At 72.8% G+C, this 25,083-nt stretch carries 19 protein-coding genes and 18 pseudogenes; 10 read left to right on the top strand and 27 right to left on the bottom strand.

What is annotated here, in order from left to right; all coding sequences use genetic code 11:
- Positions 1 to 260 precede the first annotated feature (260 nt).
- Together G5V59_RS18495 and G5V59_RS18500 are read left to right on the top strand one after the other, a co-directional pair.
- Positions 261 to 908: pseudogene (locus G5V59_RS18495) on the top strand (MFS transporter); the annotation flags it as partial.
- A 368-nt stretch (positions 909 to 1,276) separates the two neighbouring features.
- Positions 1,277 to 2,162 (top strand): annotated as a pseudogene (locus G5V59_RS18500) (1,4-dihydroxy-2-naphthoate polyprenyltransferase).
- A 48-nt stretch (positions 2,163 to 2,210) separates the two neighbouring features.
- Here the strand turns inward: G5V59_RS18500 and G5V59_RS18505 are convergent.
- Positions 2,211 to 2,477 carry a DUF4229 domain-containing protein gene (locus tag G5V59_RS18505; RefSeq protein WP_278257443.1) on the bottom strand — a complete coding sequence of 89 codons (267 nt, stop codon included), beginning with the start codon at positions 2,475 to 2,477 and terminating at the stop codon, positions 2,211 to 2,213.
- A gap of 102 nt (positions 2,478 to 2,579) precedes the next feature.
- Here G5V59_RS18505 and G5V59_RS18510 point away from each other — a divergent pair, with 102 nt between their 5' ends.
- Positions 2,580 to 2,792 (top strand): hypothetical protein, encoded by a 213-nt coding sequence (locus G5V59_RS18510; RefSeq protein WP_278257444.1) that lies wholly within the window; start codon positions 2,580 to 2,582, stop codon positions 2,790 to 2,792.
- Positions 2,793 to 2,855: 63 nt separating this feature from the next.
- On the opposite strand, the gene ccsA is transcribed toward G5V59_RS18510, so the two are convergent.
- From ccsA to hemL, 11 genes and pseudogenes are all read right to left on the bottom strand, one after another.
- Complete coding sequence (gene ccsA / locus G5V59_RS18515; RefSeq protein WP_341351256.1) at positions 2,856 to 3,164, bottom strand: cytochrome c biogenesis protein CcsA; 309 nt, start codon at positions 3,162 to 3,164, stop codon at positions 2,856 to 2,858.
- Positions 3,165 to 3,310: 146 nt separating this feature from the next.
- Positions 3,311 to 3,964 (bottom strand): annotated as a pseudogene (locus tag G5V59_RS37075) (hypothetical protein); the annotation flags it as partial.
- Positions 3,965 to 4,041: 77 nt separating this feature from the next.
- Entirely contained in the window at positions 4,042 to 4,365 is a 324-nt protein-coding gene (locus G5V59_RS18525) for a hypothetical protein (protein ID WP_278257445.1), read from the bottom strand.
- A gap of 228 nt (positions 4,366 to 4,593) precedes the next feature.
- Positions 4,594 to 5,133, bottom strand: a complete 540-nt coding sequence (locus G5V59_RS18530) for a cytochrome c biogenesis protein ResB (RefSeq protein WP_278259927.1) — start codon at positions 5,131 to 5,133, stop codon at positions 4,594 to 4,596.
- The gene (locus G5V59_RS18535; RefSeq protein ID WP_341350972.1) at positions 5,034 to 5,324 is read right to left on the bottom strand and encodes a cytochrome c biogenesis protein ResB; all 291 of its coding nucleotides are present in this window, start codon (positions 5,322 to 5,324) and stop codon (positions 5,034 to 5,036) included. The genes G5V59_RS18530 and G5V59_RS18535 overlap by 100 nt, the downstream gene beginning before the upstream one ends.
- 44 nt (positions 5,325 to 5,368) lie before the next feature.
- The gene (locus tag G5V59_RS18540; protein ID WP_278259929.1) at positions 5,369 to 6,016 is read right to left on the bottom strand and encodes a cytochrome c biogenesis protein CcdA; all 648 of its coding nucleotides are present in this window, start codon (positions 6,014 to 6,016) and stop codon (positions 5,369 to 5,371) included.
- Positions 5,922 to 6,164: pseudogene (locus G5V59_RS18545) on the bottom strand (cytochrome c biogenesis protein CcdA); the annotation flags it as partial. The pseudogene G5V59_RS18545 and the gene G5V59_RS18540, both read right to left, overlap by 95 nt.
- Positions 6,157 to 6,438 (bottom strand): TlpA disulfide reductase family protein, encoded by a 282-nt coding sequence (locus tag G5V59_RS18550; RefSeq protein WP_341351257.1) that lies wholly within the window; start codon positions 6,436 to 6,438, stop codon positions 6,157 to 6,159. The gene G5V59_RS18550 and the pseudogene G5V59_RS18545, both read right to left, overlap by 8 nt.
- 61 nt (positions 6,439 to 6,499) lie before the next feature.
- A pseudogene (locus tag G5V59_RS18555) lies at positions 6,500 to 6,730 on the bottom strand (TlpA family protein disulfide reductase); the annotation flags it as partial.
- Positions 6,727 to 7,424, bottom strand: a pseudogene (locus tag G5V59_RS18560) (histidine phosphatase family protein). The pseudogenes G5V59_RS18555 and G5V59_RS18560, both read right to left, overlap by 4 nt.
- Positions 7,421 to 8,723: pseudogene (hemL, locus tag G5V59_RS18565) on the bottom strand (glutamate-1-semialdehyde 2,1-aminomutase). Before hemL ends, G5V59_RS18560 begins: the two co-directional pseudogenes overlap by 4 nt.
- Before the next feature lie 321 nt (positions 8,724 to 9,044).
- Between hemL and G5V59_RS18570 the strand changes: the two are divergent.
- Positions 9,045 to 9,641, top strand: a pseudogene (locus tag G5V59_RS18570) (hypothetical protein); the annotation flags it as partial.
- A 250-nt stretch (positions 9,642 to 9,891) separates the two neighbouring features.
- Positions 9,892 to 10,299 carry a hypothetical protein gene (locus G5V59_RS18575; RefSeq protein WP_278257446.1) on the top strand — a complete coding sequence of 136 codons (408 nt, stop codon included), beginning with the start codon at positions 9,892 to 9,894 and terminating at the stop codon, positions 10,297 to 10,299.
- A gap of 170 nt (positions 10,300 to 10,469) precedes the next feature.
- Here G5V59_RS18575 and hemB read toward each other — a convergent pair.
- The 15 genes and pseudogenes from hemB to G5V59_RS18660 all read right to left on the bottom strand — a co-directional run bounded on the left by hemB (position 10,470) and on the right by G5V59_RS18660 (position 21,880).
- Positions 10,470 to 11,465, bottom strand: a pseudogene (hemB, locus tag G5V59_RS18580) (porphobilinogen synthase).
- An 85-nt stretch (positions 11,466 to 11,550) separates the two neighbouring features.
- The gene (locus G5V59_RS18585) at positions 11,551 to 11,949 is read right to left on the bottom strand and encodes a uroporphyrinogen-III synthase (RefSeq protein WP_278257447.1); all 399 of its coding nucleotides are present in this window, start codon (positions 11,947 to 11,949) and stop codon (positions 11,551 to 11,553) included.
- 88 nt (positions 11,950 to 12,037) lie between these two features.
- Positions 12,038 to 12,454, bottom strand: a pseudogene (locus G5V59_RS37080) (uroporphyrinogen-III synthase); the annotation flags it as partial.
- Between the two features lie 112 nt (positions 12,455 to 12,566).
- Positions 12,567 to 12,806, bottom strand: a pseudogene (locus G5V59_RS18595) (SAM-dependent methyltransferase); the annotation flags it as partial.
- On the bottom strand, positions 12,734 to 13,213 hold the full coding sequence (locus G5V59_RS18600) for an SAM-dependent methyltransferase (protein WP_278257448.1): 480 nt from the start codon (positions 13,211 to 13,213) through the stop codon (positions 12,734 to 12,736). The gene G5V59_RS18600 and the pseudogene G5V59_RS18595, both read right to left, overlap by 73 nt.
- Positions 13,210 to 14,233, bottom strand: a pseudogene (gene hemC, locus G5V59_RS18605) (hydroxymethylbilane synthase). The gene G5V59_RS18600 and the pseudogene hemC overlap by 4 nt, the downstream one beginning before the upstream one ends.
- Positions 14,234 to 14,443: 210 nt before the next feature.
- A pseudogene (locus G5V59_RS37085) lies at positions 14,444 to 14,680 on the bottom strand (hypothetical protein); the annotation flags it as partial.
- A 122-nt stretch (positions 14,681 to 14,802) separates the two neighbouring features.
- Positions 14,803 to 14,964 (bottom strand): annotated as a pseudogene (locus G5V59_RS18615) (glutamyl-tRNA reductase); the annotation flags it as partial.
- A 241-nt stretch (positions 14,965 to 15,205) separates the two neighbouring features.
- A pseudogene (locus G5V59_RS18620) lies at positions 15,206 to 15,541 on the bottom strand (glutamyl-tRNA reductase); the annotation flags it as partial.
- Positions 15,538 to 16,243 (bottom strand): annotated as a pseudogene (locus G5V59_RS18625) (redox-sensing transcriptional repressor Rex). The pseudogenes G5V59_RS18620 and G5V59_RS18625, both read right to left, overlap by 4 nt.
- Before the next feature lie 108 nt (positions 16,244 to 16,351).
- Positions 16,352 to 16,561 (bottom strand): hypothetical protein, encoded by a 210-nt coding sequence (locus G5V59_RS18630; RefSeq protein ID WP_278257449.1) that lies wholly within the window; start codon positions 16,559 to 16,561, stop codon positions 16,352 to 16,354.
- A gap of 45 nt (positions 16,562 to 16,606) precedes the next feature.
- Positions 16,607 to 16,957: a GtrA family protein gene (locus G5V59_RS18635; protein ID WP_278257450.1), complete on the bottom strand. Its 351-nt coding sequence runs from the start codon at positions 16,955 to 16,957 to the stop codon at positions 16,607 to 16,609.
- Positions 16,957 to 17,166 (bottom strand): hypothetical protein, encoded by a 210-nt coding sequence (locus tag G5V59_RS18640; protein ID WP_278257451.1) that lies wholly within the window; start codon positions 17,164 to 17,166, stop codon positions 16,957 to 16,959. Before G5V59_RS18640 ends, G5V59_RS18635 begins: the two co-directional genes overlap by 1 nt.
- On the bottom strand, positions 17,114 to 17,821 hold the full coding sequence (locus G5V59_RS18645; protein ID WP_278257452.1) for a glycosyltransferase: 708 nt from the start codon (positions 17,819 to 17,821) through the stop codon (positions 17,114 to 17,116). The genes G5V59_RS18640 and G5V59_RS18645 overlap by 53 nt, the downstream gene beginning before the upstream one ends.
- A 2,493-nt stretch (positions 17,822 to 20,314) precedes the next feature.
- Positions 20,315 to 21,880 (bottom strand): AMP-binding protein, encoded by a 1,566-nt coding sequence (locus G5V59_RS18660; RefSeq protein WP_278257454.1) that lies wholly within the window; start codon positions 21,878 to 21,880, stop codon positions 20,315 to 20,317.
- A gap of 84 nt (positions 21,881 to 21,964) precedes the next feature.
- Between G5V59_RS18660 and G5V59_RS37090 the strand changes: the two genes are divergently transcribed.
- The 5 genes and pseudogenes from G5V59_RS37090 to G5V59_RS18680 all read left to right on the top strand — a co-directional run bounded on the left by G5V59_RS37090 (position 21,965) and on the right by G5V59_RS18680 (position 25,083).
- Positions 21,965 to 22,426 carry a hypothetical protein gene (locus G5V59_RS37090; protein ID WP_341350973.1) on the top strand — a complete coding sequence of 154 codons (462 nt, stop codon included), beginning with the start codon at positions 21,965 to 21,967 and terminating at the stop codon, positions 22,424 to 22,426.
- Positions 22,348 to 22,597: pseudogene (locus tag G5V59_RS37095) on the top strand (haloacid dehalogenase-like hydrolase); the annotation flags it as partial. The gene G5V59_RS37090 and the pseudogene G5V59_RS37095, both read left to right, overlap by 79 nt.
- A gap of 686 nt (positions 22,598 to 23,283) precedes the next feature.
- A pseudogene (locus G5V59_RS18670) lies at positions 23,284 to 23,559 on the top strand (sigma-70 family RNA polymerase sigma factor); the annotation flags it as partial.
- A 79-nt stretch (positions 23,560 to 23,638) separates the two neighbouring features.
- Positions 23,639 to 23,752 (top strand): sigma factor-like helix-turn-helix DNA-binding protein, encoded by a 114-nt coding sequence (locus G5V59_RS18675; protein WP_278257455.1) that lies wholly within the window; start codon positions 23,639 to 23,641, stop codon positions 23,750 to 23,752.
- Positions 23,753 to 23,904: 152 nt separating this feature from the next.
- On the top strand, positions 23,905 to 25,083 hold the full coding sequence (locus G5V59_RS18680) for a DUF5667 domain-containing protein (RefSeq protein ID WP_278257456.1): 1,179 nt from the start codon (positions 23,905 to 23,907) through the stop codon (positions 25,081 to 25,083).

Here is a 25,083-nt window from a genome sequence, read left to right on the forward strand (position 1 = left end):
TATTCCGGAGCGGGTCGCCCGTCTCGCCGGTCCCACCCCCCTGGTCCGCCGGCTCTCCACGCAGTCGGTGCTCTCCGCCTTCGGCGACGGCGTCTTCCTCACCGGCAGCGCGGTCTTCTTCACCCAGATCGTCGGGCTGAGCGCCGCCCAGGTCGGCCTCGGGCTGACCGTCGCGGGCGTGGTGACCTTCCTGCTCGCCGTACCGCTCGGCAAGGCTCAGCGACCGCTACGGCGCCCGCACGGTCTGGGCCCTGGCCTCGCTGCTCGAGGCGCTGCTCTACCTCGCCTGGCTCGCCGTCGGCGGCCTCGGCACCTTCATCGCGATGATGATCGTGCTGGAGACCGTCTCCACGGCCAGCCGGGCCGCGCGCAACGCCTACCGCTTCGACGTCTTCCCCCGCGAGGAGCGGGTCTCCTCCAACGCCTACTTCCGCGCCGCGCGCAACGTCGGCTACACCCTCGGCGCGCTGCTCGCCGGGGTCGCGCTCGCCACCAACAGCGACGACGTGGTCCGCGCCGTCCCGCTGGCGACCGCCGTCCTGCTGCTGCTCAACGCGGCTCTCGTCGCGCGCCTGCCCCGGGCGATCCACCACGCCGAGGAGGCGCCGCTGGAGCAGGTCCTGGAGGAGGCGGGCGACCGGAAGAGCGCCCTGCGCAACCGCGGGTACGTCGCGATGTCCATCTGCAGCGGCGTGCTGAACACCCACCAGGTGCTGCTCAACGTGGTGATCCCGCTGTGGCTGGTCGAGGAGACCGACGCCCCGCGCGTGCTGCTCGCCTGGCTGTTCGGCACCAACACCGTGATGGCTGTGCTGCTGCAGGTCGCCGCCGCCCGCGGCATCACCACCGTGGCCGACTCGCTGCGCGCCCAGCGTCGTGGCGCCTTCTTCTTCGTCCTGTCCTGCGCGATCGTGCTGGTCACCCACGACACCGTCGGCTGGGTGACGATCGTGCTGGTCTGGGTGGGCCACGTGACCGTGACCGGCGCCGAGCTCTTCGGCTCCGCCGGCGACTGGGGCCTGCAGGCCGAGGCTCTCCGACCCCGCACGGCGCGGGGAGTACCAGGGCGTCACCCAGCTCGGCTACACCCTCGGCTCGGTGTGGGCCCCGGCGGCGTACACCTTCCTCGCCATGGAGTGGGGTGCCCAGGGCTGGCTCGTCATCGCGGCCATCGTCGCGGTCGCCGCGGTCGCCATCCACCCGGCCGCACGGGCCGCCGAGCGGTACCTGACCCGGGTGGGCGCGGAGAGCGCGCAGCCTGCTTGAATCGACGGCTATGGCCACCCCTGCCCACTGGATCGCCGGCGCCCGACTGCGCACCCTGCCCGCCGCGGTCGCGCCCGTGCTCGTCGGCACCGCCGTGGCGGCGTACGCCGACGCCGCGGTGTGGTGGCGCGCCCTGCTCGCGCTGGTGGTCAGCCTGGCGCTGCAGGTCGGGGTCAACTACGCCAACGACTACTCCGACGGCATCCGCGGCACCGACGACGAGCGGGTCGGCCCGCTGCGCCTGGTCGGCTCCGGCCTCGCCACCCCGGCGGCCGTCAAGCGGGCGGCGTTCCTCTCGTTCGGCGTCGCCGCCCTCGCCGGGCTCGCCCTGACCGCCGCCACCGGCGCGTGGTGGCTGCTGGCCGTCGGCGCGCTGAGCGTGCTCGCCGCCTGGTACTACACCGGCGGCTCCAAGCCCTACGGCTACCTCGGCCTCGGTGAGGTGATGGTCTTCGTGTTCTTCGGCCTGGTCGCCGCGGTCGGCACCACCTGGGTGCAGACCGAGGCGTGGGGCCAGATCGGCTGGGCCTCGGTCGCCGCCGGCACCGGCGTCGGCGCGCTGGCCTGCGCGATCCTGGTCGCCAACAACCTGCGCGACATCCCGACCGACGAGGTCGCCGGCAAGATCACCCTCGCGGTGCGGCTGGGCGATCGTCGTACCCGGGGGTTCTACGCCGTCCTCGTCGCGCTCGCCGCCCTGGCGGTCGTCGTCCTGGCCGCGCTCACCTCGTGGTGGGCACTGCTCGGGCTGGGCTTCCTGGTCCCGGCCCTCGCCGCGGCCCGGACCGTGCTCGGCGGAGCCCGCGGCCCGGCCCTGATCCCGGTGCTGCAGCAGACGGGGATCGCCGAGCCTGGTCTGGGCCGTCCTGGCCGGCCTGGGGCTCGTCCTGGCTTGAGTGGGGGCGCGGCACGACCCGCGTCGCCCTCTCCCCACTCGCGGAGGCTCAGTCCTCCGGCTCGTCCTCCTTGGCGCGCATCTCCTCGTACTTCTCGGAGATCCGGCCGGCGCGGTCCTCGACCTTCACCGCGAAGGCGTTGCGCTGCCGCTCCAGGAGCAGGTACGACGCGACGCCGCTGACCAGGAACGCGATCACCACGACGAGCAGCACGTTGACCGCGTCGGCGACGAGGAACCACACCCCGAACACGATGCAGAAGGCGCCGACGAACATGCCGGCGCGCAGAGCGGTGTAGATCCAGAACTCCTTCACCGCACCAGGGTATGCGGGCCACCCGCGGAAGCGACCCCCGGGGACCGCCCCCACGGCGACCACCGCCGCCCTACTCTTGAAGGGTGAAGTCTGTTGCTCGTCGTGATCCTCTTCGCGGCCATCACCTATCTGGCGGTGCGCTGGCTGCAGGACCGCGGGTACGGCGGCCAGCAGGTCCCGCGCCGGCCGTCCCGCCCGCAGCCGCCGAGCCGCCCGGTCGCGCCGGACGACGACGAGACCTTCCTGCGCGACCTCGAGTGGCAGCGCCGGCAGGAGCGGCGGGGCAAGAACCCGCCGGACCAGCCGGAGGCCTGACCCGTGAGGGCCTGACCCGCGAGGGCCTGACCCCCGAGGACCCCACCCCCGAGGGCCCGCGCCTCAGGAGTCCGCGAGGAAGGCGGGGCGCTCGTCGGCGTAGGAGTGCTGGCTCGACGTCGCGAAGTAGTTGATGCCGATGAAGTTGAACCACAGCGTGGCGACGCCGACCAGGGCGAGCATCGCGGCCCGGCGGCCCTTCCAGCCGGCCGTGGCGCGGGCGTGGAGGTAGCCGGCGTACACGACCCAGGTGATGAACGCCCACACCTCCTTGGGGTCCCAGTTCCAGTAGCGCGACCACGCCTCGTGGGCCCAGATCGGGCCGGTGATGAGGACCGCGAAGGTCCACACCGGGAAGGCGAAGGCGTGCACCCGGTAGGCCAGCCGGTCCAGCGCGTCGAGCCTGCGGGACCCGGGCCAGCCAGCCGCGCAGGCTCGCGGCCGGCCTCGGTGGCGCGGCGCTCGGCCCGCTGCCGGACCAGGTACATGATCGAGGCGATGCCGCCGAGGGTGAACGCGCCGGTGGCGATGGCGGCCGAGACCACGTGGATCACCAGCCAGGGCGAGTCCAGCGCCTCGGTGAGCGGCGCGACCGAGTCGTGCAGCCAGATCACCGCGACCATCAGCGTGGTCAGCACGAAGCCGACGACGAGCGGGCCCATCCAGCCGAGCGAGAAGCGGCGGTAGAGGACGACGTACAGCATGGCGACGATGAACGTGCCGGTCAGCGTGAACTCGTACATGTTGCCCCACGGCACCCGGTTCGGGTCCGCGGCCATGCCGCGCCCGACGAGCGCCACGAAGTGCACGGCGCAGGCGATCGCGGTCAGCAGGAAGCCGAGCCGGCCGAGGAAGGCCACCCGCTCGCCGCGTGCCGGCGTCTCGGCGTCCCCCTCCCCCAAGGCTGGTACGCCGCCCGCGGCGACCAGACCACGGTCGGCGGCCGGCTGGCGCAGGGACGCCCACTCGGCCAGGTGCACGAGCAGGGCCAGGAAGTAGACGACGCCGGCGACCGCGACCGCCTGGTTGCTCAGCGTCTCCCACGTGGCGTCCTTCACCGGGGTACCTCCTTGAGCCTGGCCGAGCAGCGTGGAGAGGATCTCGTCCATCTCGCCGTTGCCGGACCGATCGAGTACGGCGACCTCGACGTGAGTGCCACCGCTGCCGTCCATTGTGCCGGGCGTGGCCCGCACCCACACCCGCCGGGGGCGGATGAAGAGCGAGGCGCACAGCCCGATCAGCGCGAGGATCACGCCGATGAGAGCGACGCCCTTGCCGGGCGTCTGGCTGATCTGGATGCGGACCCACGGGTCCACCCGGTCGAAGGTGACCGAGCCGAGGTTGTCGGGCAGCCTGGAAGGTGTCCCCCGGCTGCAGGTCGACGCGCACCGGCTTGCCGTCCTTCTCCACCAGGCTTCGCGTTCGTCTTGTCGAGCACGTACACCGACTGCGAGCGGCCGGACTCGATGCCGAGGTCGCCGGTGTAGGCGAGCATCGACAGGGTCGGGTTGAGGTCGTTGCCGAAGACGGTGACCGGGTCGCCGTTGCGCATGTCGAACGTGGGGTAGAACAACCCCTCCAGGCCGAGTCTGCGGGTTGCTCACCGGCGGCTTGATCACGCCGAAGGACAAGAAGCTCGCGTCCTGCGGGAGGAAGGGCGTCGGGCCGGTGTAGGTGACCTGGCCCTTCGCGTCGCGCACGGTGACGACCGGCGCGTAGCCGTGGCCGATCAGGAAGACGTCGGTGCCGTCGATCTCCAGCGGGTGGTTGACCCGCAGGTCGTACTCCTTCTCCGGGCCCTTCAGGCTCTCCCGGTAGGCTCAGGTGCGCCTGGAACTTGCGCGCCTGGCCGGCCCGCGGGCCGGAGTCGAGCCACTCGACGTCGAACTTGTCGACGGTGAACCGGAAGTCCTTGAGCCTGGGACTGGCGGAACAGGCCGCCGGGGTTGAAGTCGTCGTACTGGGTGAGGCTGTTGCTGAACGTCGAGCCCTCGGTGATGATCACGCCGCCCTGGTAGCCCCACAGCCCGCCGACGGCGAAGCCGGCCAGCACGATGAGCACCGAGAGGTGGAAGAGCAGGTTGCCGGCCTCACGGACGTAGCCGCGCTCGGCGGCGACGAAGTCGTCACCGTCGGCGGCCGGGCGGAGCCGGTGCCGCCGGCCGAGGACCGCGCGGGCGTGGGCCAGCACCTCGGCGGCGTCCACGTCGGTGTCGTACGACGCCTGCACGGGCATCCGGGTCAGGTGCCGCGGCGCCACCGGGGGCCGGGCGCGCAGGGCGCGGTAGTAGACGAACAGCCGGGGCACGATGCAGCCCACCAGCGAGAGCACCAGCAGCAGGTAGACCGCGGAGAACCAGGGCGAGGAGTAGACCGCGAACAGGTCGAGCTTTCTCGTAGACGGGGGTGAGCCTTGGGATGGTCGCTCTTCCACCGGGTGACCGCGAGCGAGTCGACGCCGGCCTGCGGGATCACCGAGCCGGGGATCGCGGCGAGCGCGAGCAGCAGGAGCAGCATCAGCGCCGTGCGCATGGAGGTGATCTGGCGCCACAGCCAGCGCAGCAGCTCCCGTGCGGTCAGGCTCGCCCGGACGACGCTCGGCGCTCACAGGATCGTCTCGCCGAAGTCGACGGTGCGCAGGCTGGGCCCACTGCACGACGTGGTCCCACCAGCCGGTGACCATCAGCACGCCGATGACCACGAGGAAGGCACCACCGACCCGCATGAAGGCGAGACTGGTGGCGGCGTACCCAGCCCAGGGCGTGGGAGAGGCGGTTGTAGAGCAGCGCGACGACGATGAACGGCAGGCCCAGCCCGAGCGCGTAGCAGAGCGCCAGCAGGCCGCCCCGCGCCGCGGTGGCGCCGTCGGCGAAGGTCAGGTTGAGGATCACCCCGAAGGTCGGCCCGACGCAGGGCGTCCAGCCGATCGCGAAGAGGGCGCCGATCAGCGGGGCGGCGCCCAGCCCGACGGCGGGCACCTTGTGCACCCGCAGGTCGCGCTGGAAGAGGGAGAGGACACCGGCGAAGACCAGCCCGAGGACGATCAGCACGACGCCGAGGACCAGCCTGCAACTCGTCCTGGTAGCGGCGCAGCGACTGGCCGATCGAGCCGAAGGCGGTGCCGTAGAAGACGAAGACGACCGCGAAGCCGAGCACGAAGAGCACCGATCCGAGCAGCATCCGGCCGCGGCGGTTGCTCGCCTCACCGGCGGCGAGGTCCGCACCCGAGAGGCCGGTGGCGTAGGACAGGTAGCCGGGCAGCAGCGGGAGCACGCACGGCGAGAAGAACGAGACCAGGCCCGCGATCGCCGCCACGGGCACTGCCAGACCGAGCGAGCCGGCGGCGGCCTGCTCGCGGAACCACTCACCCATCGGACTCCGCCAGGGTGTCCTTCACCACGGTGGTGAGCGTGCTCTTGGACGGGATCGGGCCGTTGATCAACGCGGCGACCCGGCCCTCGGCGTCGAGGACGATCGTCGCGGGCATCGACGGCGGGGCGTACTTGCCCAGGCCCAGCAGGGTCTCGCTGCCCGGGTCGTAGAGCGAGGGGTAGTCGACACCGCGGTCGCGCTCGAAGGCGGCGGCGTTCTCCGGGGCCGCGTCGCGGATGTTGATCCCGACGAAGGCGACCTTCTCCTTGCCCAGGCTCCTTCTCCGCCTCGACCAGCATCGGCATCTCGGCGCGGCACGGGCCGCAGCCGGACCACCACACGTTGAGGACGACGACCTTGCCGCGCAGGTCCGCGACGTCGAGGGGCTTGCCCTGGATCGTCTTGCCGCTGATCTCGACCGCGTCCGGCCGCTTGTCGCGCGCCACCTCGACGACGCCGCCGTCGCCCCCGACGTACTCGAGGTCGCCGGTGCCGCCGATGTCGGAGCAGGCGGTCATCAGCAGCAGCGGGGCGATCAGCCCGGCGAGGCGGGCGCGGCGGGTCATGCGGGGGGTGTCCCCTCCGGCCTGTTCTCCTCCGGGGCGTCACCGGCCGAGAACGGCGCGGCGATGTCGCCGGTCGGGATCAGGTCCAGGGCCGGCTCGGCGTAGGAGATCTCGACGAGGCTCCTCGCCCGCGAAGCCGAAGGAGGTGATCGAGCACAGCGTGCACTGGCGCTTGCGCGGGTCGTGCAGGAAGGAGCGCTTCTCCGCGGCCAGGCGGGTGGTCCAGATCGGGAGCCTGGTGGGAGACCAGCACCGCCTCGTGCCCCTCGGCGTCGCGGCGGGCGTCGTGGACCGCGGCCATCATCCGCTCGACGATCGCCTTGTAGGGCTCGCCCCATGACGGCTTGAACGGGTTGTAGAGGTGGCGCCACAGCAGCGGGTTGCGCAGCGCGTTGTTGCCCTTGCCGAAGGTGCGGCCCTCGAACCGGTTCTCCGACTCCAGGATCCGCGGCTCGACCTCGATCGGCAGCCCGAGCGCGGTCGCCAGCGGGGCGGCGGTCTCCTGCGCGCGCTCCAGCGGCGAGGAGCGGATCAGGGTGACGTCGTTGCCCTTGAGCGCCTGGCCGACCCGGTCGGCCATCGCGCGGCCCCGGGTGGAGAGGTGGAAGCCGTCGCGGCGCCCGTAGAGGATGCCCTGGGGGTTGTGGACCTCCCCGTGACGGACCAGGTGGACGACGGTGTCGGGGGTGCTCATCCGATCTCCTCAGCGGCAGCGCGGGCGGCGGCAGGCAGGGCGTCGAGCACCTGCTGGACGGCACGGTCGTCGTGGGAGGACGACACGAACCAGGCTTCGTAGGCCGACGGGGGCAGGTGGACACCCTGGTCGAGCATGGAGTGGAACAGCGCGGCGTACGCCGGGACGGAGGTGCGCTGCGCCTGCGCGAAGTCGCGCACCGGCTCCTCGGTGAGGAACACCGAGAACATCGAGCCCGTCGACTGGATCACGTGCGGCAGGCCGGCGGCGGTGAAGGACTCCGCGATCCCGGCCCGCAGCGCGTCGGCGACCACGTCGAGGCGGGCGTAGACCTCCTCGGTCGCCGCGGTCAGCGTGGCGAGCCCGGCGGCGGTCGCGACCGGGTTCCCCGAGAGCGTGCCGGCCTGGTAGACCGGGCCCTCCGGAGCGAGGTGGGCCATCACGTCGGCCCGGCCGCCGAAGGCCGCCGCGGGGAAGCCGCCGCCCATCACCTTGCCGAAGGTGAGCAGGTCGGGGGTCCAGCCCTCGACCTTGCCGTCGGTGCCCCACTGGCCGTTGGCCGAGACCCGGAAGCCGGTCATCACCTCGTCGCTGACGAACAGCGCGCCGTGCGCTCGGCAGGTCTCGGCGAGGAAGCGGTTGAAGCCCGGCTCGGGCGGGACCACGCCCATGTTGCCCGGCGCCGCCTCGGTGACCAGGCAGGCGATCCGGTCGCCGTGCTCGGCGAAGGCGGCCGTGACCGCCTCCCGGTCGTTGTAGGGCAGCACCAGGGTGAGCGCCGTGGAGCCTGGCGGGCACGCCGGGCGTGCCGGGGATGGAGAAGGTGGTCAGACCCGAGCCGGCCGCGGCGAGCAGCGAGTCGACGTGACCGTGGTAGCAGCCGGCGAACTTCACGACCACGTCGCGACCGGTGAACCCTCGGGCCAGCCGGATCGCGGACATCGTCGCCTCGGTGCCGGAGGAGACCAGGCGCAGCCGCTCGACCGGGGTGCGGGCCACGATCGCCTCGACGAGGGCCACCTCGCCCTCGGTCGGGGTGCCGTACGACGTACCGCGCGCCACCGCCTCGCGCACCGCCTCCAGCACGGCGGGGTGGCCGTGGCCCAGCAGCATCGGGCCCCAGGAGCAGATCAGGTCGACGTAGGTGTTGCCGTCGACATCGGTCAGCCAGGGTCCGGTCGCGGAGCGGATGAAGCGCGGGGTCCCGCCGACGGCGTTGAAGGCGCGGACCGGCGAGTTGACCCCGCCCGGGGTCACGGCGCGGGCCCGCGCGAACAGGGCGTCGGAGCCGGTGGTCACGAGGTCGGGCACCGCGCCATTGTCGCCGATCCACCCCAGCCGGCCCGCATCGCGGTCCCTTCCTGAGAGGCTCCTGAACGCGGGTGCGCCGCCGGGCGGTGATCTCGGATCCGGCTCGGTCGTGCGCCGGGCACATACCACGCCGCCCGCATTGTGGGCTGGATCATGTGACACCCGTAACGTCGGTGTGTCACGATTCGTTCTCCAGGTGTCGTGCCATTCGGGGGTCCACCACGGTGGGTCGCGCGCGACGCACAGGTGGGTCCACGAGGGAGCGGCCCACGCGAAACCGGCCTTCGGGCCAGGGGAGAGAGACGGGACATGTCGAGGAAGCGTCTGGGGCGCCTGCAGCGCGGCGCCACCATCATTCCGCTGGCCCTGCTGTCGGCTGCGTGGACGGCCTCCGTCGCCGGCATCGGCGGCGTCACGGCCCCGGTCGTCGCGGCCGAGAGCCCCGGCACCGTGACCGACGGCACCAGTGTGCCGGAGGAGTCCATCGAGGACCCGGCCAGCCTGTCCGACCCGACCGGCGTGGAGGGCCTCGACGGCGGCAACGCGGCGGGCATCGTGAACGCGGCCTCGACCAACGCGATCCCGGCGGCCGCGCTCGCGGCGTACCAGCGCGCGGAGACGGTCATCAACTCCGCCGACAAGACCTGCAAGATCACCTGGCGGCTGATCGCCGCCATCGGCCGCGTCGAGTCCAACCACGGTCGCTTCGGCGGCAACGTGCTCAACGACGACGGCGTCGCGACGCCCGGCATCTACGGCCCGGCGCTCAACGGCCAGAAGGGCACCAAGGCGATCTCCGACACCGACGCCGGTGTCTACGACAACGACACCCAGTGGGACCGCGCCGTCGGTCCGATGCAGTTCATCCCCTCGACCTGGCAGGTCGTCGGCGTGGACGCCGACGACGACGCCGCCCGCAACCCGCAGGACATCGACGACGCCTCGCTCGCGGCGGCGGTCTACCTCTGCTCCGGCGAGGGCGACCTGTCCACGGTCGCCGGCCAGCGCGCCGCGGTCTACCGCTACAACCACAGCGACGCCTACGTCGACCTGGTCCTCAAGATCATGAACGCCTACCTCGAGGGCGACTTCACCTCGGTTCCCAACAACACCACCGCGGCCGGCTACGTCGTGCCGGAGCCCCCGAGCCTTCGACGTGAACGGCCCGAAGTCCACCAAGCACCGCAACCACAACTCCGGGATCACCGGCGGCACCAGCGGCGGCGGTACGACGACCGGTGGCACCACCGGTGGCACGACGGGCAGCGGCAGCACCGGCGGTGGCAGCACCGGCGGCGGCACCAAGCCCGGCGGCGGCACCACCACGCCCACCGTCCCCAAGCCGGGCAGCAAGCCCACCACCCCCGGCCTGACCACGGACGGCGGTCCGCTCGACCCGGCCAACGAGGGGCCCATCACCGGCGTCGAGCCGGTCGACGGCCTGGTCCGTGGCCTGGCCGGCGCGATCAAGCCGCTCGAGGTCACCGTCAAGTGCGCGCTGTGGTCGCTGACCCAGCCGAACCCGCTGCAGGCGAACAAGGACTGCGTGTCGTCGTACAAGTAGCCCCGAACAACGCGCGAGAGCCCCGGCCAACCCCCCAGGTCCGGGGCTCTCGCGTTTTCGGGGCGAGCGCCCTCGCGGTCGCGTTGGGGAGAGCCTGCCTCCGCCTGGCGGCAAGCCCTGGGAAGCACGGGGCCGCCCGTCTGATCCCCTGGTGGGGCAGCGGCAGCCCGTCAGCGCAGCCAGCGGGCGGCTTCGGTGGCCCAGTAGGTGAGGATCATGTCGGCGCCGGCGCGGCGGATCGAGGTGAGCGTCTCGAGGATCGCAGGCTCGCGGTCGATCCAGCCGTTCGCGGCGGCGGCCTCGAGCATGGCGTACTCCCCCGAGATGTTGTACGCCGCGACGGGCACGCCCTGCTCGGCGGCGACATCGGCGACCTGGCGGAGCACGTCGAGGTAGGCCAGGGCCGGCTTCACCATCACGACGTCGGCGCCCTCGTCGATGTCGAGGAGCAGGCTCGCGCACCGCCTCGCGGGCGTTGCGGCCGTCCTGCTGGTAGGTGCGGCGATCACCCTTCAGGCTTGCTGTCGACGGCCTCGCGGAAGGGGCCGTAGAAGGCGGAGGCGTACTTCACGGAGTAGGCCAGGATCCCGACGTCGGTGTGCCCGGCGGCGTCGAGGGCCTCGCGGATGACGGCGACCTGGCCGTCCATCATGCCGCTGGGGCCGACCAGCCCGGCGCCGGCCTGGGCGTGCTGGACCGCCATCTCGGCGTACCGCTCCAAGGTCGCGTCGTTGTCGACGACCCCCTCGGGGGTCAGCACGCCGCAGTGGCCGTGATCGGTGAACTCGTCGAGGCACACGTCGCTCATCACGACCAGCGCGTCGCCGACCTCGGCCGCGACGTCGGCGATCGCGACGTTGAGGATGCCGTCGGGGTCGGTGGCGCCGGTGCCGAGGGCATCCTTGGTCTCCGGTACGCCGAACAGCATCACCCCGCGCAACCCGGCCTCCGCCGCCTCGACGGCCGCCTTGCGCAGGCTGTCGCGGGAGTGCTGGACCACCCCCGGCATGGTGCTGATCGGGATCGGCTCGCCGGCGCCCTCGCGGACGAACATCGGCAGCACCAGGCTGGCGCGGCTCCAGCGTCGTCTCGGCGACCAGGTCCCGCATCGCCGCGGTGGTCCGCAGACGACGGGGACGGACCACGGGACGGGGGAAGTCGCTCATGACCTCATCCTCCCACCCCGAAAACGACGCGTGTGCCGGAGACCCCCACGATCGGGTGTCTCCGGCACACGGACGAGGCGGGGCCTCAGGCCTTGCGGCGCCGGGCGCTCGGCTTGCGGTCGCTCGGCTTGGTGACCGGGTCGCCGGCCTCCAGCATCGCGGCACGGCGCGAGGCACCGAAGCCGGCGAGCGCCTCGACCAGCAGGTCGACGTCGGGCTGGGGCGCCATCACGTCGACGCGCAGGCCGTGCTCCTCGGCGGTCTTGGCGGTCGCCGGGCCGATCACCGCGATCACCGTCGACGGGTGCGGCTTGCCGGCGATGCCGACGAGGTTGCGCACCGTCGAGGAGGAGGTGAAGACGACCGCGTCGAACTTGCCCGTCTTGATCGCGTCGCGGGTCGGCGCCGGCGGCGGAGCGGCCCGGACGGTGCGGTACGCCGTGACGTCGTCGCACTCCCAGCCGAGGTCGATCAGGCCGGCCACCAGGTTCTCGGTGGCGATGTCGGCGCGAGGCAGGAAGACCCGGTTGATCGGGTCGAGTCTGCTCGTCGTACTCGGGCCAGTCCTCCAGGAGGCCGGCGGCGGACTGCTCGCCGGAGGGCACCAGGTCGGCGCGCAGGCCCCAGGCGGCGATCGCGGCGGCGGTCTTGTCGCCGACCGCGGCGATCTTGAGCCCGGAGAAGGCCCGCGCGTCGAGGCCGTACTCCTCGAACTTCTCGCGCACCGCCTTGACCGCGTTGACCGAGGTGAAGGCGATCCACTCGTAGCGACCCTCGACCAGGCCGCGCACGGCCTTGTCCATCTGCTGCGGGTTGCGCGGCGGCTCCACCGAGATGGTCGGCACCTCCTCGGGCACGCCGCCGAACTCGCGCAGCCGGTTGGACAGCGAGGCGGACTGCTCCTTGGTGCGCGGCACCAGCACCCGCCAGCCGAACAGCGGCTTGGTCTCGAACCACGACAGACTTCTCGCGCAGGTCGACGACCGCACCGATGACCGTGATCGCCGGCGGCGCGATCCGGGCGGCGCGCGCGTCGGCGGCGATCTGCTCCAGCGTGGAGGTGATCGTCTGCTGCTCGGTGGTGGTGCCGACCCGGGTCATCGCGACCGGGGTCTGCGGCGAGCGGCCGAGCGCCACGAGTCGCTTGGCGATGTCGCCGATCTGGCCGACCGCGGAGAGCAGGACCAGGGTCGGGGTGTCGGCGTACCGGCTCCAGTCGACCTTGTCGCCGCAGGTCACCACGGCCACCTCGCGGTGGTCCTTGGTGGTCAGCGGGATGCCGGCGTACGCCGGGACGGCGCCCACCGACGAGACGCCGGGGACGACCTCGAAGCCGAGGCCGGCCTTGGCGACGGCCTGCGCCTCCTCGGGACCCGAGGCGTAGAGGAACGGGTCCCCCCGAGCAGCCGTACGACGCGCAGGCCGCGCTTGGCCTGCTTGACGACGACCTTGGCGCGAGCGGCGTGGGTCAGCGGCTGGCCGTCCTCGCCGAAGCCGCCGTCGACGTACTCGACCTCGGGGGCGGGCTCGTCGCCGACCACCTCGGCGCGGGCGCGGACGACGCGGACCAGGTCGGCGTGACCGGGCTCCTCGGTGATGACGATGTCGGCGTCCTCGATCAGCCTGACCGCGCGCAGCGTCAACAGGTCGGGGTCACCAGGGCCGGTGCCGACGAAGGCAACGGCACCGGGCTTGGCCTGGGGGGCGGGAGACGGGGCAGCCGGGTTGGCTGTCGTGGCTCGCGTCATGCGGAGTGCACCTCTGAGGATCGTGCGGACGGGTGGACTGGGGTTCCAGGGGCGGGCGTTCCGGGGGGTGACGGAGCGACCAGCTCGGCGGCGCCTTCGTCGAGCATCTCGTTCGCCAGGGCCTCGCCCAGGGCAGCGGCCGCGGCCGGCCACTGCGTGGGGTCGGCGCCCAGCGGCGCGGAGGCGGAGCGGCGCACGGACAGTGCGCCGTCCTCGGACAGCACGACGGCCCGCAACCAGACCTCCGTGCTCTCCTCCCCCTCGGCCAGGCTCGGCCAGGGCACCGATCGGTGCCGCACAGCCGCCCTCGAGGCGGGCCATCAGGGTGCGCTCGGCCGTGACCGCGGCACGGGTGCCGGGGTCGTCGAGCCGGGCGAGCAGGGTGAGCGTCGCGGTGTCGTCGGCCCGGCACTCGACGGCCAGAGCGCCCTGGCCGGGGGCCGAGAGCACCTGCAGCGGGTCGAGCACCTCGGTCGCCTCGTCGAGACGGCCCAGCCGGGCCAGGCCGGCACGGGCGAGCACGACGGCGTCGTACTCCCCGCTGCGCACCTTGCCGATCCGGGTGTCCACGTTGCCGCGGACCCCGCTGACCTCCACGCCGAGTCCGAGCGCCTCGAGTCTGGGCGGCCCGGCGCGGGGAGCCGGTGCCGACCCGGCTGCCGACGGGCAGGCTCGCCGAGGGTCAGCCCGTCGCGGGCGACGACGACGTCGCGCGCGTCCTCCCGAGGAGGTACGGCGGCCAGGGCGATCCCCTCGGCGGCGTAGGTCGGCAGGTCCTTGAGCGAGTGCACGGCCACGTCGACCTCGCCGGCCAGCAGCGCGTCGCGGAGCGCGCTGACGAAGACACCGGTGGAGGGCGCCCCGGCGAGCGGGGTGCCGGCGGCCTGGCTGCGGTCGCCGTCGGTCGTGATCTCCACGAGGGTGGTCTCGGTGCCGGTGAGACTCGCGGATCGCGTCGGCGACGTGGCCGGACTGCGTGGTGGCGAGGGCACTGCGGCGGGTGCCGATGCGCAGGGTCATGACCCGGCCTCCTCGACGCCGACCGGGCGGGTGACCGCGTCGACGGCCTCGGGGTCGAGCGCGAAGAACCGGCGAGCGCGGCGGCGTAGGAGACGGCGCCCTGCTCGTTGGCGAGCTCCCTTGACCCGGACGGTGGGCTCGTGGAGCAGACTTGTCGGCCACCCGGCGCACGGCGTGGCGGATCTCGGAGCGGGTGTGCTCGTCGAGATCGGGCAGCCGGCTCTCCAGGCGCTGCATCTCGGCGTCGACGACGCCGGTGGCCATCGAGCGCAGGGCGACCACGGTCGGCGTGACGCTGGCCTGGCGGCGCGCGGCGAGGAAGGCGGTGACCTCCTCGCCGAGGATCCGGCGGACCTCGAGCACCTCGCGGCCGCTGGGGCTGCCCTGCAGGGCCGCGGCGAGCCTCGGAGAGGCCGACCAGCGAGACGCCCGGCAGGTCGCGGACACCGCGGTCGATGTCGTGCGGGAGGGCCAGGTCGATCAGCGCGACCGGATGGCCGGAGGCGGCGCGCGCGGCGCCGAGCCTGGGCGGCGTCGATGACCGAGCCCGAGGAGCCGGTGCAGGAGATGACGATGTCGGCGTGGGCCAGCGCGGCGCCGAGACCGTCGAGCGGGACCGCGTGGGCGTCGTACTGCTCGGCCGGGCGCTCGCCGCGGTCGGCCGAGCGGTTGACGACGGTGAGCCGGCCGGCACCGAGGCGCGAGACGGTCGCGGTGGCCAGCCCGGCCATGGAGCCGGCGCCGACCACGACGACGTCCTTGCCCGCGACCGGGCCGACGGCGGCGGTGGTCTGGTCGAGCGCGGCGCTGACCAGGGTGGGCGCGACCTGGTCGATGTCGGTCTCGGCGCGGGTCCGCTTGCCGACCCGCAGGGCCTGCTGGAAGAGCAGGTTGAGGGCGGGACCGACGGTGCCGAGTCTCCTGGCCACGGCGCAGCGCGTCGCGGGTCTGGCCGAGGATCTGGCCCTCGCCGACCGCCATCGAGTCGAGGCCCGCGGCGACCTGGAAGAGGTGGGAGATCGCGCCGTCGTCGTAGTGGACGTACAGGTGCGGGAGCATCGCCTCGGTGGCCTCGCCGGCGCGCTCGACGAGGAGCCGGGAGATCTGCTCGATGCTGCCGTGGAAGCGCTCGACCTCGGTGTAGATCTCCAGCCGGTTGCAGGTCGCGATGACCGTCGCCTCGGTGACGTGCTCGCAGGAGGCGGAGTCGGCGATCGACTTCTGCACGCCGTCGTCGTCGAGCGCGACCTTCTCCAGGAGCGCCATCGGGGCCGAGTTGTGGGACATCCCCACGACGAGAACACTCATGCCGCACCTCCGTCGGTCTCGACCGCCACGGCGGCCGGCTCGGCACCGTTGGCCTTGCGCTGCTCGTGGTAGGCGAGGATCTGCGGACTCGATGGAGAGGTCGACCTTGCGGACGTCGACGCCCTCCGGCACCGCCAGCACGGCCGGTGCGAAGTTCAGGATGCTGGTGATGCCGGTCGCGACCATCCGGTCCGCGACGTCCTGCGCGGCGACGGCCGGGGTGGCGATGACGCCGATCGCGACGTCGTGGGTGCGCACCGTCTCCTCCAGACTCGGCGAAGGGCCGCACCTGCACGCCGGCCACGGTCTGGCCGACCAGCGCCGGGTCGGCGTCCAGCAGCGCGACGACCCGGAAGCCGCGGCTGCGGAAGCCGGAGAAGTTCGCGAGCGCGTGGCCCAGGTTGCCGATGCCGACGATGACGACCGGCCAGTCCTGGGTGACGCCGATCTCACGGGCGATCTGGTAGCGGAGGTAGTCGACGTCGTACCCGACGCCGCGGGTGCCGTAAGCTGCCGAGGTAGGACAGGTCCTTGCGCAGGCTTGGCGCTGTTGACGCCGGCCGCGGAGGCGAGGTCCTCGCTGGAGCACGTGCGGATGCCACTGTCGGCCAGGGCCGTCAGTGCCCGTAGGTAGACGGGCAGGCGGGCGACCGTGGCCTCCGGGATGGCCCGGCTGGCATCCGTCGAACTCCGTGCGCTCACAGGCTCCACTTTCCAGCCGCACCCAGCGGTCCAGTGGGGCGCGACTCGATCACTGTAGGAGTTTGTGAACGTGAGAACAAAACCGGCGGGAGCGCAACCGGAGATGGGTCACACCGGGGCGTCCTCGGCCCGCCGCTCGACCGGCCAGACGACGTAGCGGTAGGCGAAGAAGTTGATGACCAGGCAGCACGCGATGGCGGCGAGCTTGGCCACGGCGATCCGTACGTCGCCCGCGGACATCGGCCCCAGCGCCACGTCCGGCCCGTGCTCCAGCAGCCACAGCCAGCCGTGGATGAGCAGCGGCTGGATGATCCACATCACCAGCGCGTTGGTGACCAGGGAAGAGCACCGCGTGGCGGACGGTCAGCCTTGTCGGCGCGGAAGGTGAAGAGCCCGTTGACGACGAAGCCTGAAGATCATCCCGGCGGTCGTCGAGACCAGGTTCGCCAGCGCGATCCCGAGGTGGTCGTGCAGCAGCACGAAGACCACCGCGTCGATCGCGGTGTTGCAGATCCCGACGGCCGCGAAGCGGACCGCGGTGCTCCGGCTGCTCAGGACTCCGCTCCCGGGCCGAGCGCACCCATGTCGCGGTGGCGGCGCGGGCCGGGGCCGGTGTCCGGCTGGTCCCGGGCGACCATGGCCAGGGTGTAGAGCGGGCGGTCCTGCGACTCGACGTACACCCGGCCGAGGTAGGCTGCCGATCACGCCCATCATCACCAGTCTGGATGCCGCTGAGCATGAACATGCCGACCCCGAGGAACGCCCAGCCGGGCACCGACTCGTCGGGCTTGAAGAGCCGGATGAAGAGCACGTAGACCGCGAGCAGGACGCTGAGCAGCGAGATGGCGTAGCCGAGCCGCGAGATCATCTTCAGCGGCGTCGTGGAGAAGCCGAGGATGCCGCTGGCGGCGAAGTCTGAGCATCTTCTTCAGCGGGTAGCCGGTCTCCCCCGCGAAGCGCTCGTCGCGGTCGAAGAGCAGCGCCTCCTGCCGGAAGCCGACGTGGGCGACGATGCCGCGCAGGAACCGGTCGTGCTCGCGGTAGCGGGAGACCTCGGTGACCACCTTGGCGTCCATCAGCCGGAAGTCGCCGACGTTGCGCGGGATCTCGATCGAGGCCAGCCGGTCCAGCGCCCAGTAGAAGCCCCAGGCGGTCGCCCGCTTGAACGGCGTGTCCTTGCGGGTACGACGCTGGGCGTAGACGACCTCGACGCCCTCCTCCCAGCGCTGGATCATCTCCAGGCTGACCCGCGGCGGGTCCTGCAGGTCGGTGTCCATGACGATCACGGCGTCCGCGCCGCCGTCGGCGAAGAGGTCCAGCCCGGCGGTGACCGCGAGCCTGGTGGCCGTAGTTGCGGGAGAACTGCACGACCGTCACCCGGGGGTCCTCGGCGCGCAGGTCCACGAGCCGCTCCAGCGAGGCATCACGGGAGCCGTCGTCGACGTAGACGAACTCGAAGTCGAGGTCCGGTCGCTGCGCGGTCGCCTCGACCAGCGCGGCGTGGAAGACCGCGATGTTCTCCTCCTCGTTGTAGACGGGGAGGACGTAGGCGATGCGTCGGCGTCCGGTCTCTTCCATGGTGCGGACCCTAGACGATCGGCGCTCGGGGATCGTGCAGCGAGTGGTGCTCAGGGCGTGCACTGGCAAGGCGCCCGCGCGAAGCCGTACCGGGTCGTCCTGCGAGCGTCGGCAACGCCGCTGGCGCGTGCTCTGGGCGCCGCAGCGTGCGAGCCCCGGGGACGGTCGTCTAGAACACGATGGCGGCGAGGAGCACGAGCACCACCGCGGCGGTGGCGACGCTGAGCAGGACCTGCACCCGGCCCAGCCACCGCAAGACGCTCGCGTCGGTCGCGGTCACCACGCCGGTCGGTGGCGGGGTCCCGTGGCCCGCGGCGGCTGGCGCTCGCGCAGGAAGGAGAAGGCCGCGATCGCGAAGACCGGCCCGGCGGTGGTCCAGTAGCGCGCGCCGGCGATGTGCACGAAGGGCTGGACGAGCAGCCCGCCGAGGGCGAGCCTTGGTCAGCAGGTCGAGCACCCGCGCCTCGATGCTGCGCCGGGCCTGGAAGAGCAGGGAGACGGCGCCGAGCAGGATCATCGGGGCGTACATCGCCCAGGTGAGGATGTCGGCGACCATCTCCGCGGAGCGGCCGAGCGCACCCCGGCCCTCGGGCGGGGCGAGGTAGCCGGTGAAGTTGTTGGGCTGCAGCGCGTAGGCACCGACGTTGTGCACGACCTGGTCGAGGTAGTGGGACAGGGTGAGGTCGCGCAGGGCGTAGTCCGACATCACCTTGAGGACCTCGACCTCGCTGGTGTCGGTGGCGCGGCCCACCTCGCGGGAGTAGCGCAGCGGCCGGAACCACATCGTGCTGTCCGGGTCGCACTTGCCGAAGCAGATCTCGCTGCGGTCGCCGAAGGTCGTGGCCATCACCGTCGGCACGGTGGTCGTGGTGATCACCCGGCCGCCCAGCGCCTGCGAGGCGAAGAAGGACCACGGCGCCAGCAGCAGCAGGAACACCACGCCGGCGAGGACCGCGGAGCCGAGCGCGCGCAGCCGGACCCGGCCGCGCAGCAGCAGGACCGCCGCCAGCAGGGTCACCGCGCCGAGGGCACCGAGCAGGATCGCGGTGCTGGAGCGCAGGTAGAGAACGGCGATCGCGAGCAGGCCCAGCACCAGGCCCTCGCGGAGGCTGGGCGCCTCCCCACGTCGTACGCCGCGCAGGAGACTCGACCACGTGGACGAGCAGCAGCACCAGGACCAGGCCGGCGCAGAGGTCCCCCCACGCGCCGTACGTGAAGACGACGTAGGCTGGGGATCAGCCCCGGGAAGACCGCCACGACGCAGGCCCAGCCGGGACCGATCCGGCGGGCGACCGAGCGCAGCACGACCACGAACAGGATGAGCGTGACGAGGCCGAGGTAGGCGCGGGCCAGGCTCGATCGAGGCGTCGGGGAAGACGAGGTACAGGGGCGCGGTGAGCACGGGCATGCCGGGCATGAACCAGCCCGAGGCGACCACGTTGCGGTCCAGGCTCGGCGCCGTCGGGGCTGTGGAAGGAGAAGACGTCGCGGACCAGGTTGGACAGCGCCCGCCCCCCCGTTGAGGTACGCCGACTCGTCGCCCACCGGCGCGGCATGCATGACCAGCGGGTAGATCAGCAGCCTTGAGCACCACGTGCGCGACCACCAGCCAGCCGAGCAGGATCTCGGGGCGCGGCAGCCAGGCAGGCCTGAGCGCGAGCAGGCGGGTCACTTCTTCTCCTCCCGCGGCTCGGCCCAGCGCTTGGTGGAGGACGGGAACCCGCAGACCGGATCGTCCTTGGCACGCGCGACGACGGGCAGGTCGAGCACGAAGGTCCCCCGGACCAGGGTCGCGGCGCTGGTGTCGGGAAGGCTCCTTCACGACCAGCCCGATCCGCTCGGCGCCCTTGGTCAGCGTGATCTCGCCACCTGTCCCGCCCGTGGGACGGAAGCCGACCGCCTCGAAGGAGGAGACCAGCCGCTGCTCGGCCTCGTCGCGGTCGACGAGGTCGTACTGTCCCTGCAGGCTGCGCCGCTGGCCCGTCGCCGTGGCGACGTCCTCGTCACGCCGGATCTGGTACGGCAGGTCGAGGCGGGCGTCGCCGGGCAGCGGGTAGCAGCCGGTCGCGATCGCGTCGGTGGTGATCATCGGGCGGTAGTTGTTCGTGGGCACGGCCCGGCCGAAGCGGTGGCTGAGCAGCAGCACCGCGAGCAGCGCGAGGAGCCCGACGACGACGCCGGTCCGGCGCCAGCGTGCAGGCAGCCGGAGAGCGACGACGGTGGGCATGGTCGCCGAGGATAGCCCGGCGCTCAGCCTCCCGGACGGAGGGCGCGGCGCAGGCGCTCGGGGCTGACCCGCCAGAAGTCGTGCTGACGGCCGTCCACGAAGGTCACCGGGATCTCGTGGGCGAACCTGTCGGCCAGGCTCGGGGTCGTCGTCGATGGACACCTCGACCCACTCCTCGCCGAGCTCGGCGCACACCGCGGCGATCACCGTGCGGGCGTCGTCGCACAGGTGGCAGCCCGGCCGGCCGTAGAGCGTGACCCGCGCGCTCACTCGAGGATCCCCAGCGCGCGGCGACGCTCGTGACCGCGCAGCATGCCCTTGCGGATCTTGCCGGTGACGGTGCGCGGCAGGGCCTCGACGACCTCCACCCGCCCCGGACGCTTGTACGGCGCCAACCGCTCCTCCGCGACCGCGTGGACCGCCGCCACGAGCGCGCCCGCGTCGCGTGCCGGGTCGTCCGGGACGACGTAGGCGAGCACCGCCTCGCCGGTGCGCTCGTCGGGCGTGCCGAGCACGGCGACCTGACGGACCCCGGGCACGTCGGCCAGCGCCGCCTCCACCTCGGTGGGATAGACGTTGAAGCCGGAGACGATGACGAGACTCCTTGACCCGGTCCACCAGGAAGAGGTCGCCGTCGGCGTCGAGGAAGCCCACGTCGCCGGTGGACCACCAGCCGTCGTCGCCGGGGCCGTCGGCGCCGTCGGGCCAGTACCCGCTGAACAGGTTGGCCCCGCGGATCTGGATCTCGCCCGCGTCCTCGGCCTCGGCGCCGGTGACCGGCCGGCCGTCCTCGTCGACCGGGCGCAGGCTCGATGCCCTCGAGCGCGGCACCGACGGAGCCGGGTTTCGGCGTCGCGGAGAGCAGCGTGGTGGTGACCACCGGCGCCGCCTCGGTGAGCCCGTAGCCCTGGTGCACCGGCACCCGGGTGAGCGCGCTGAACTCCTCGACCACCTCCGCCGGCAGCGGCGCCGAGCCGGACAGGATCATCCGCACCGGGCCGAGCCGCTCGGCGAGCGCGTCGACGTCGCGCCAGGCCGCGAACACCGGCGGCGCGACCGGGACCAGGCTGCAGGCCTCGTCCTCGATCAGGTCGAGCGTGCCCTCGGGGTCGAAGCGGTCGGTGAGCACCAGGCTGGCGCGGTGCCGCAGCACCCCGCCGAGCACCGCGCCCAGGCCGTAGACGTGGAAGAGCGGCAGCACGCCGAGCACCACGTCGTCGCTGTGCATCATCGGCGGCTCGACCCCGGCGACCTGCTCGACGTTGGCGAGCAGGGCGCGGTGGGTGAGCATCGCGGCGCGGGGGCGGCCCGACGTACCACTGGTGTAGAGGAGGACCGCGAGCTTCTCCGGGTCCGGCAGCGGCGGCACCGGGCGCGCCTCCTCGGCCCGCAGGTCGTCGTACGACGTCTCGGTGGGGGTGGCCTCGGCGCCGACCACGACCACGCGCGGCACCGGCCGGCTCTCGTCGCGCGCGGCGGCACTGACCTCGGCGCGGCCCACCGCCTCGCGGACCGCGGCGAGGGTGTCGCCGTCGGCGACGACCGTGCGCGCGCCGCAGTCGACGAGCAGGCCGGCCAGGCTCGGTGACCGTGGAGCCGGGGTTGACCGGGACCGCGACGGCCTGGGCGCGCAGGACGCCGAGGTAGGTGGTGACGAACTCGATCCGGTTGCCGAGCACGAGCAGCACCCGGTGCCCCGCAAGCACGCCCAGCGCTCCCAGCCCGGAGGCGACCCGGCCGACCTCGTCGTCGAGCCCGGCCCAGGTCAGGCCCCGCCCGCCTGCCTCGACGACAGCGAGCCGCCCGGGCAGGTCGCGGGCCGCCGAGCGCACCAGACTCGGCGACGTCGGGGCCCGCGGCGTCGGAAAACGGCATGAGGGCGATCCTACGACGCCGCGGATCCCTAGAGTGGGGTCATGGGTGCGTCCGCCGACCGGCCCCGCCGGCTCAACCTCCAGCAGCGATCCAAGGCTCGCCGGGGAGGCGGCCGCCGCCGCGGCCGAGGTCGAGACCGCCCTCGCCCAGCCCGCGGACCCGCACGCCGCCGCCTTCTTCGACGTCGACAACACCGTCATGCAGGGCGCGAGCATCTTCCACCTCGCCAAGGGTCTCTACCGCCGGGACTTCTTCACCACCAAGGACCTGCTCGGCGCGGCCTGGAAGCAGGCGTACTTCCGGATCGCCGGGGTGGAGGACCCCGAGCACGTCGCCGATGCGCGCAACTCGGCGCTGGCCTTCGTCGCCGGGCACACCGTGCAGGAGCCTGGAGGAGATCGGCGAGGAGATCTTCGACGAGGCGATGGCGCACCGGATCTGGCCGGGCACCCGCGCGCTCGCGCAGCTCCACCTCGACCAGGGCCAGCGGGTCTGGCTGGTGACCGCGGCACCGATCGAGATCGCGAGCCTGATCGCCCGTCGGCTCGGCCTGACCGGGGCCCTGGGCACGGTGGCCGAGCACGTCGACGGCGTCTACACGGGCAAGGCTCGTCGGCGACATGCTGCACGGCCCCGCCAAGGCGGTCGCGGTCGAGGCGCTGGCGGAGCGCGAGGGCCTCGACCTGGCCGCCTGCTCGGCCTACAGCGACTCCGCCAACGACCTGCCCATGCTCGGTCTCGTCGGAGACCCCTGCGCCATCAACCCCGACCCCAAAGCCTGCGGGCACACGCCCGGGCGCACGGCTGGCGGATCCGCGACTACCGGACCGGCCGCAAGGCCGCCCGTGCAGGACTGCTCGTCGGCTCGGCCGCGACCGGCGCGGCGGTCGCCGGCGCGTTCGTACGACGGCAGGTCCGGCGCCACCTGTCGTGACCATGCCGAAGCAACCGGTCGGTTATCACATTTGGGTTCCAGCGCCCTGAGAAGCACCGTAGTATCGAGCGCGGGGGGTACGAGGGAGGGGCCGGGCATGACCTGGGATCGCAGCGACGTCGCGCGCGGGCTTGACGCCCTGCGGGCCGCCGTCGCGAGCGCCCTGACTCTCGAGCCGGTTCCCGCGCTGGCGATCGCCGGCGCCGCGACGTCTCGCCCCCGCCCCGTCGCGGACCGCACGGGCTGGCTGCTGAGCGAGGCCCACGCCGAGTCCGACGACGGCTTCGAGCGCGCCCCCGGCAGCGGCGGCAGCAGGCTTCGGCGACGCGACGCTCGCCACCTCCTCCGAGGACTCCCCCGAGGAGCGGGAGCGGCTGATCGGCCTGGTCGAGCCTGGCCCGGTCCGGCGACGCCGAGGCGTTCGGCCTGCTCTACGACCACTACCAGCCCTCGGTCTACCGCTTCCTCTACTACCGCACCCGATCGGTCGTGGTCGCCGAGGACCTGTGCTCGGAGACCTTCTTCCGCGCGCTGCGCAACATGCCCTCCTTCCGCTGGCAGGGCAAGGACTTCGGCGCCTGGCTGATGACCATCGCCCGCAACCTGGCCACCGACCACTTCAAGGCCGGCCGGACGCGTCTCGAGTCGACCACCGAGGACATGGGCCAGCACGACGACAGCACCGAGGGCCCGGAGAACGCCGTGCTGGCGAGCCTCACCAACGAGATCCTCCTCGAGGCCCTCACCAAGGCTGCCCAACGAGCAGCGCGACTGCCTGATCATGCGCTTCCTGCAGGGGCTGAGCATCGCGGAGACCGCTGCGGCCCTGGGCCGCAGCGACGGCGCGATCAAGCGAGCTGCAGGCTGCGCGGCGTGCGCAACCTGGCCAGCCTGATGCCGGAGGGGTTGCGATGATCAATTCGGACTATGGCGCAATAGCCATCCGCACCGTAACCACCCCGGCTCCGGGCTCGTTGGACCTTCGTAGCGCCGGTGCGACCCTGCCCCGGCGGAGTGAAGGACGGACATCGTGATGCGCGGGAACGGTTGGTCGCGAGGGGCAGCGGAGGAGTTCGCCGCCCTGCTCGAGGGACGCGCGAGCGACCCCGGCGAGCACGCCGACCTGCTCGAGCCTGGTGGCCGCGCTGCGCGCCGCCCCGCCGGTCGAGGCCCGCCCCGAGTTCGTCTCCTCCCTGCGCACCCAGCCTGGTCGCCGCCGCCGAGCGCGCCCCCGCGGCCGCCGAGGCCGACCTCGCGCTGCGCCTCACCCCGCGCCAGCGCCGCGGCTCCCGCGAGCGCCGGATCGCCGCTCTCGTCGGCGGCTTCGCCGTGGTCGCGGCCAGCGGCTCGATGGCGATGGCCTCCCAGGACGCGCTGCCCGGGGACGCGCTCTACCCGGTCAAGCGGGCCATCGAGGACGCCCAGACCAACCTCAAGTCCGACGGCGCGTCCAAGGCCGACACCGTCCTCTCGCACGCCTCGGCGCGCTTGGACGAGGTGCAGCGGCTGACCGACAAGGGCGCCGACGCCGACGTCATCGCCTCGACGCTGCAGGACTTCACCGACCAGACCGAGCAGGCCTCCGAGCTGGCGCTCGACGACTACACCGCGACCGGCAAGACGCAGCCGATCAGCGCGCTGCGCGACTTCGCCGGCAAGAGCATGGACGTGCTCGCCGGTCTCGGCACCGAGATCCCCGACGCGATCCGCGCCCCGCTGATCACGGCCACCCAGACCGTGCGCCAGGTGGACGCCGCGGCGTGGGAGGCCTGCCCGACCTGCAGCAACGACGAGGTCACCCGGCTGCCCGACTTCGCGGCGATGGCGCAGGTCCAGAAGATCCTCGGCGGCCCGGTCCTCGACCAGGCCGCGGCGACCACCCCGCCGAAGGCCAGGTCGGCCACCACCAAGCCCGGCGCGAAGCCGAGCACCAGCACGACCGCCCCCGACCCGGCGGACCAGCCGACCGCGAAGAACCCCGTCGACACCGCCACCCGCGACGTCGGCGACGTGGTCGACAAGGTGACCTCGCTGCTGCCGACGAAGAAGCCCTCGTCCGGCACGACGACGACTCCGCCCAAGGGTGCCGTCCCGGAGCCTGATCGACGGCGTGGGCGGCCTGCTCGGCAGCCTCGGCGGCCTGCTCAAGTAGCGACCGCCACCCGGCCGCTCCGGCCGGGCTCAGGTCACTTGAAGACGGACTCGCGCTGCATCAGCAGGCTGTAG

This window comes from Nocardioides convexus (assembly GCF_011090295.1).

Coding starts and splice junctions, on each gene's coding strand:
- G5V59_RS18645 (WP_278257452.1), bottom strand. CDS start 17,821: ATGGAAGAGACCGGACGCCGACGCATCGCCTACGTCCTCCCCGTCTAC.
- G5V59_RS18630 (WP_278257449.1), bottom strand. CDS start 16,561: ATGTGGATCATCCAGCCGCTGCTCATCCACGGCTGGCTGTGGCTGCTG.
- G5V59_RS18600 (WP_278257448.1), bottom strand. CDS start 13,213: ATGACGCGAGCCACGACAGCCAACCCGGCTGCCCCGTCTCCCGCCCCC.
- G5V59_RS37090 (WP_341350973.1), top strand. CDS start 21,965: ATGGGTGCGTCCGCCGACCGGCCCCGCCGGCTCAACCTCCAGCAGCGA.
- G5V59_RS18675 (WP_278257455.1), top strand. CDS start 23,639: ATGCGCTTCCTGCAGGGGCTGAGCATCGCGGAGACCGCTGCGGCCCTG.
- G5V59_RS18635 (WP_278257450.1), bottom strand. CDS start 16,957: ATGATGGGCGTGATCGGCAGCCTACCTCGGCCGGGTGTACGTCGAGTC.
- G5V59_RS18640 (WP_278257451.1), bottom strand. CDS start 17,166: ATGCTCAGACTTCGCCGCCAGCGGCATCCTCGGCTTCTCCACGACGCC.
- G5V59_RS18535 (WP_341350972.1), bottom strand. CDS start 5,324: ATGCGCACGGCGCTGATGCTGCTCCTGCTGCTCGCGCTCGCCGCGATC.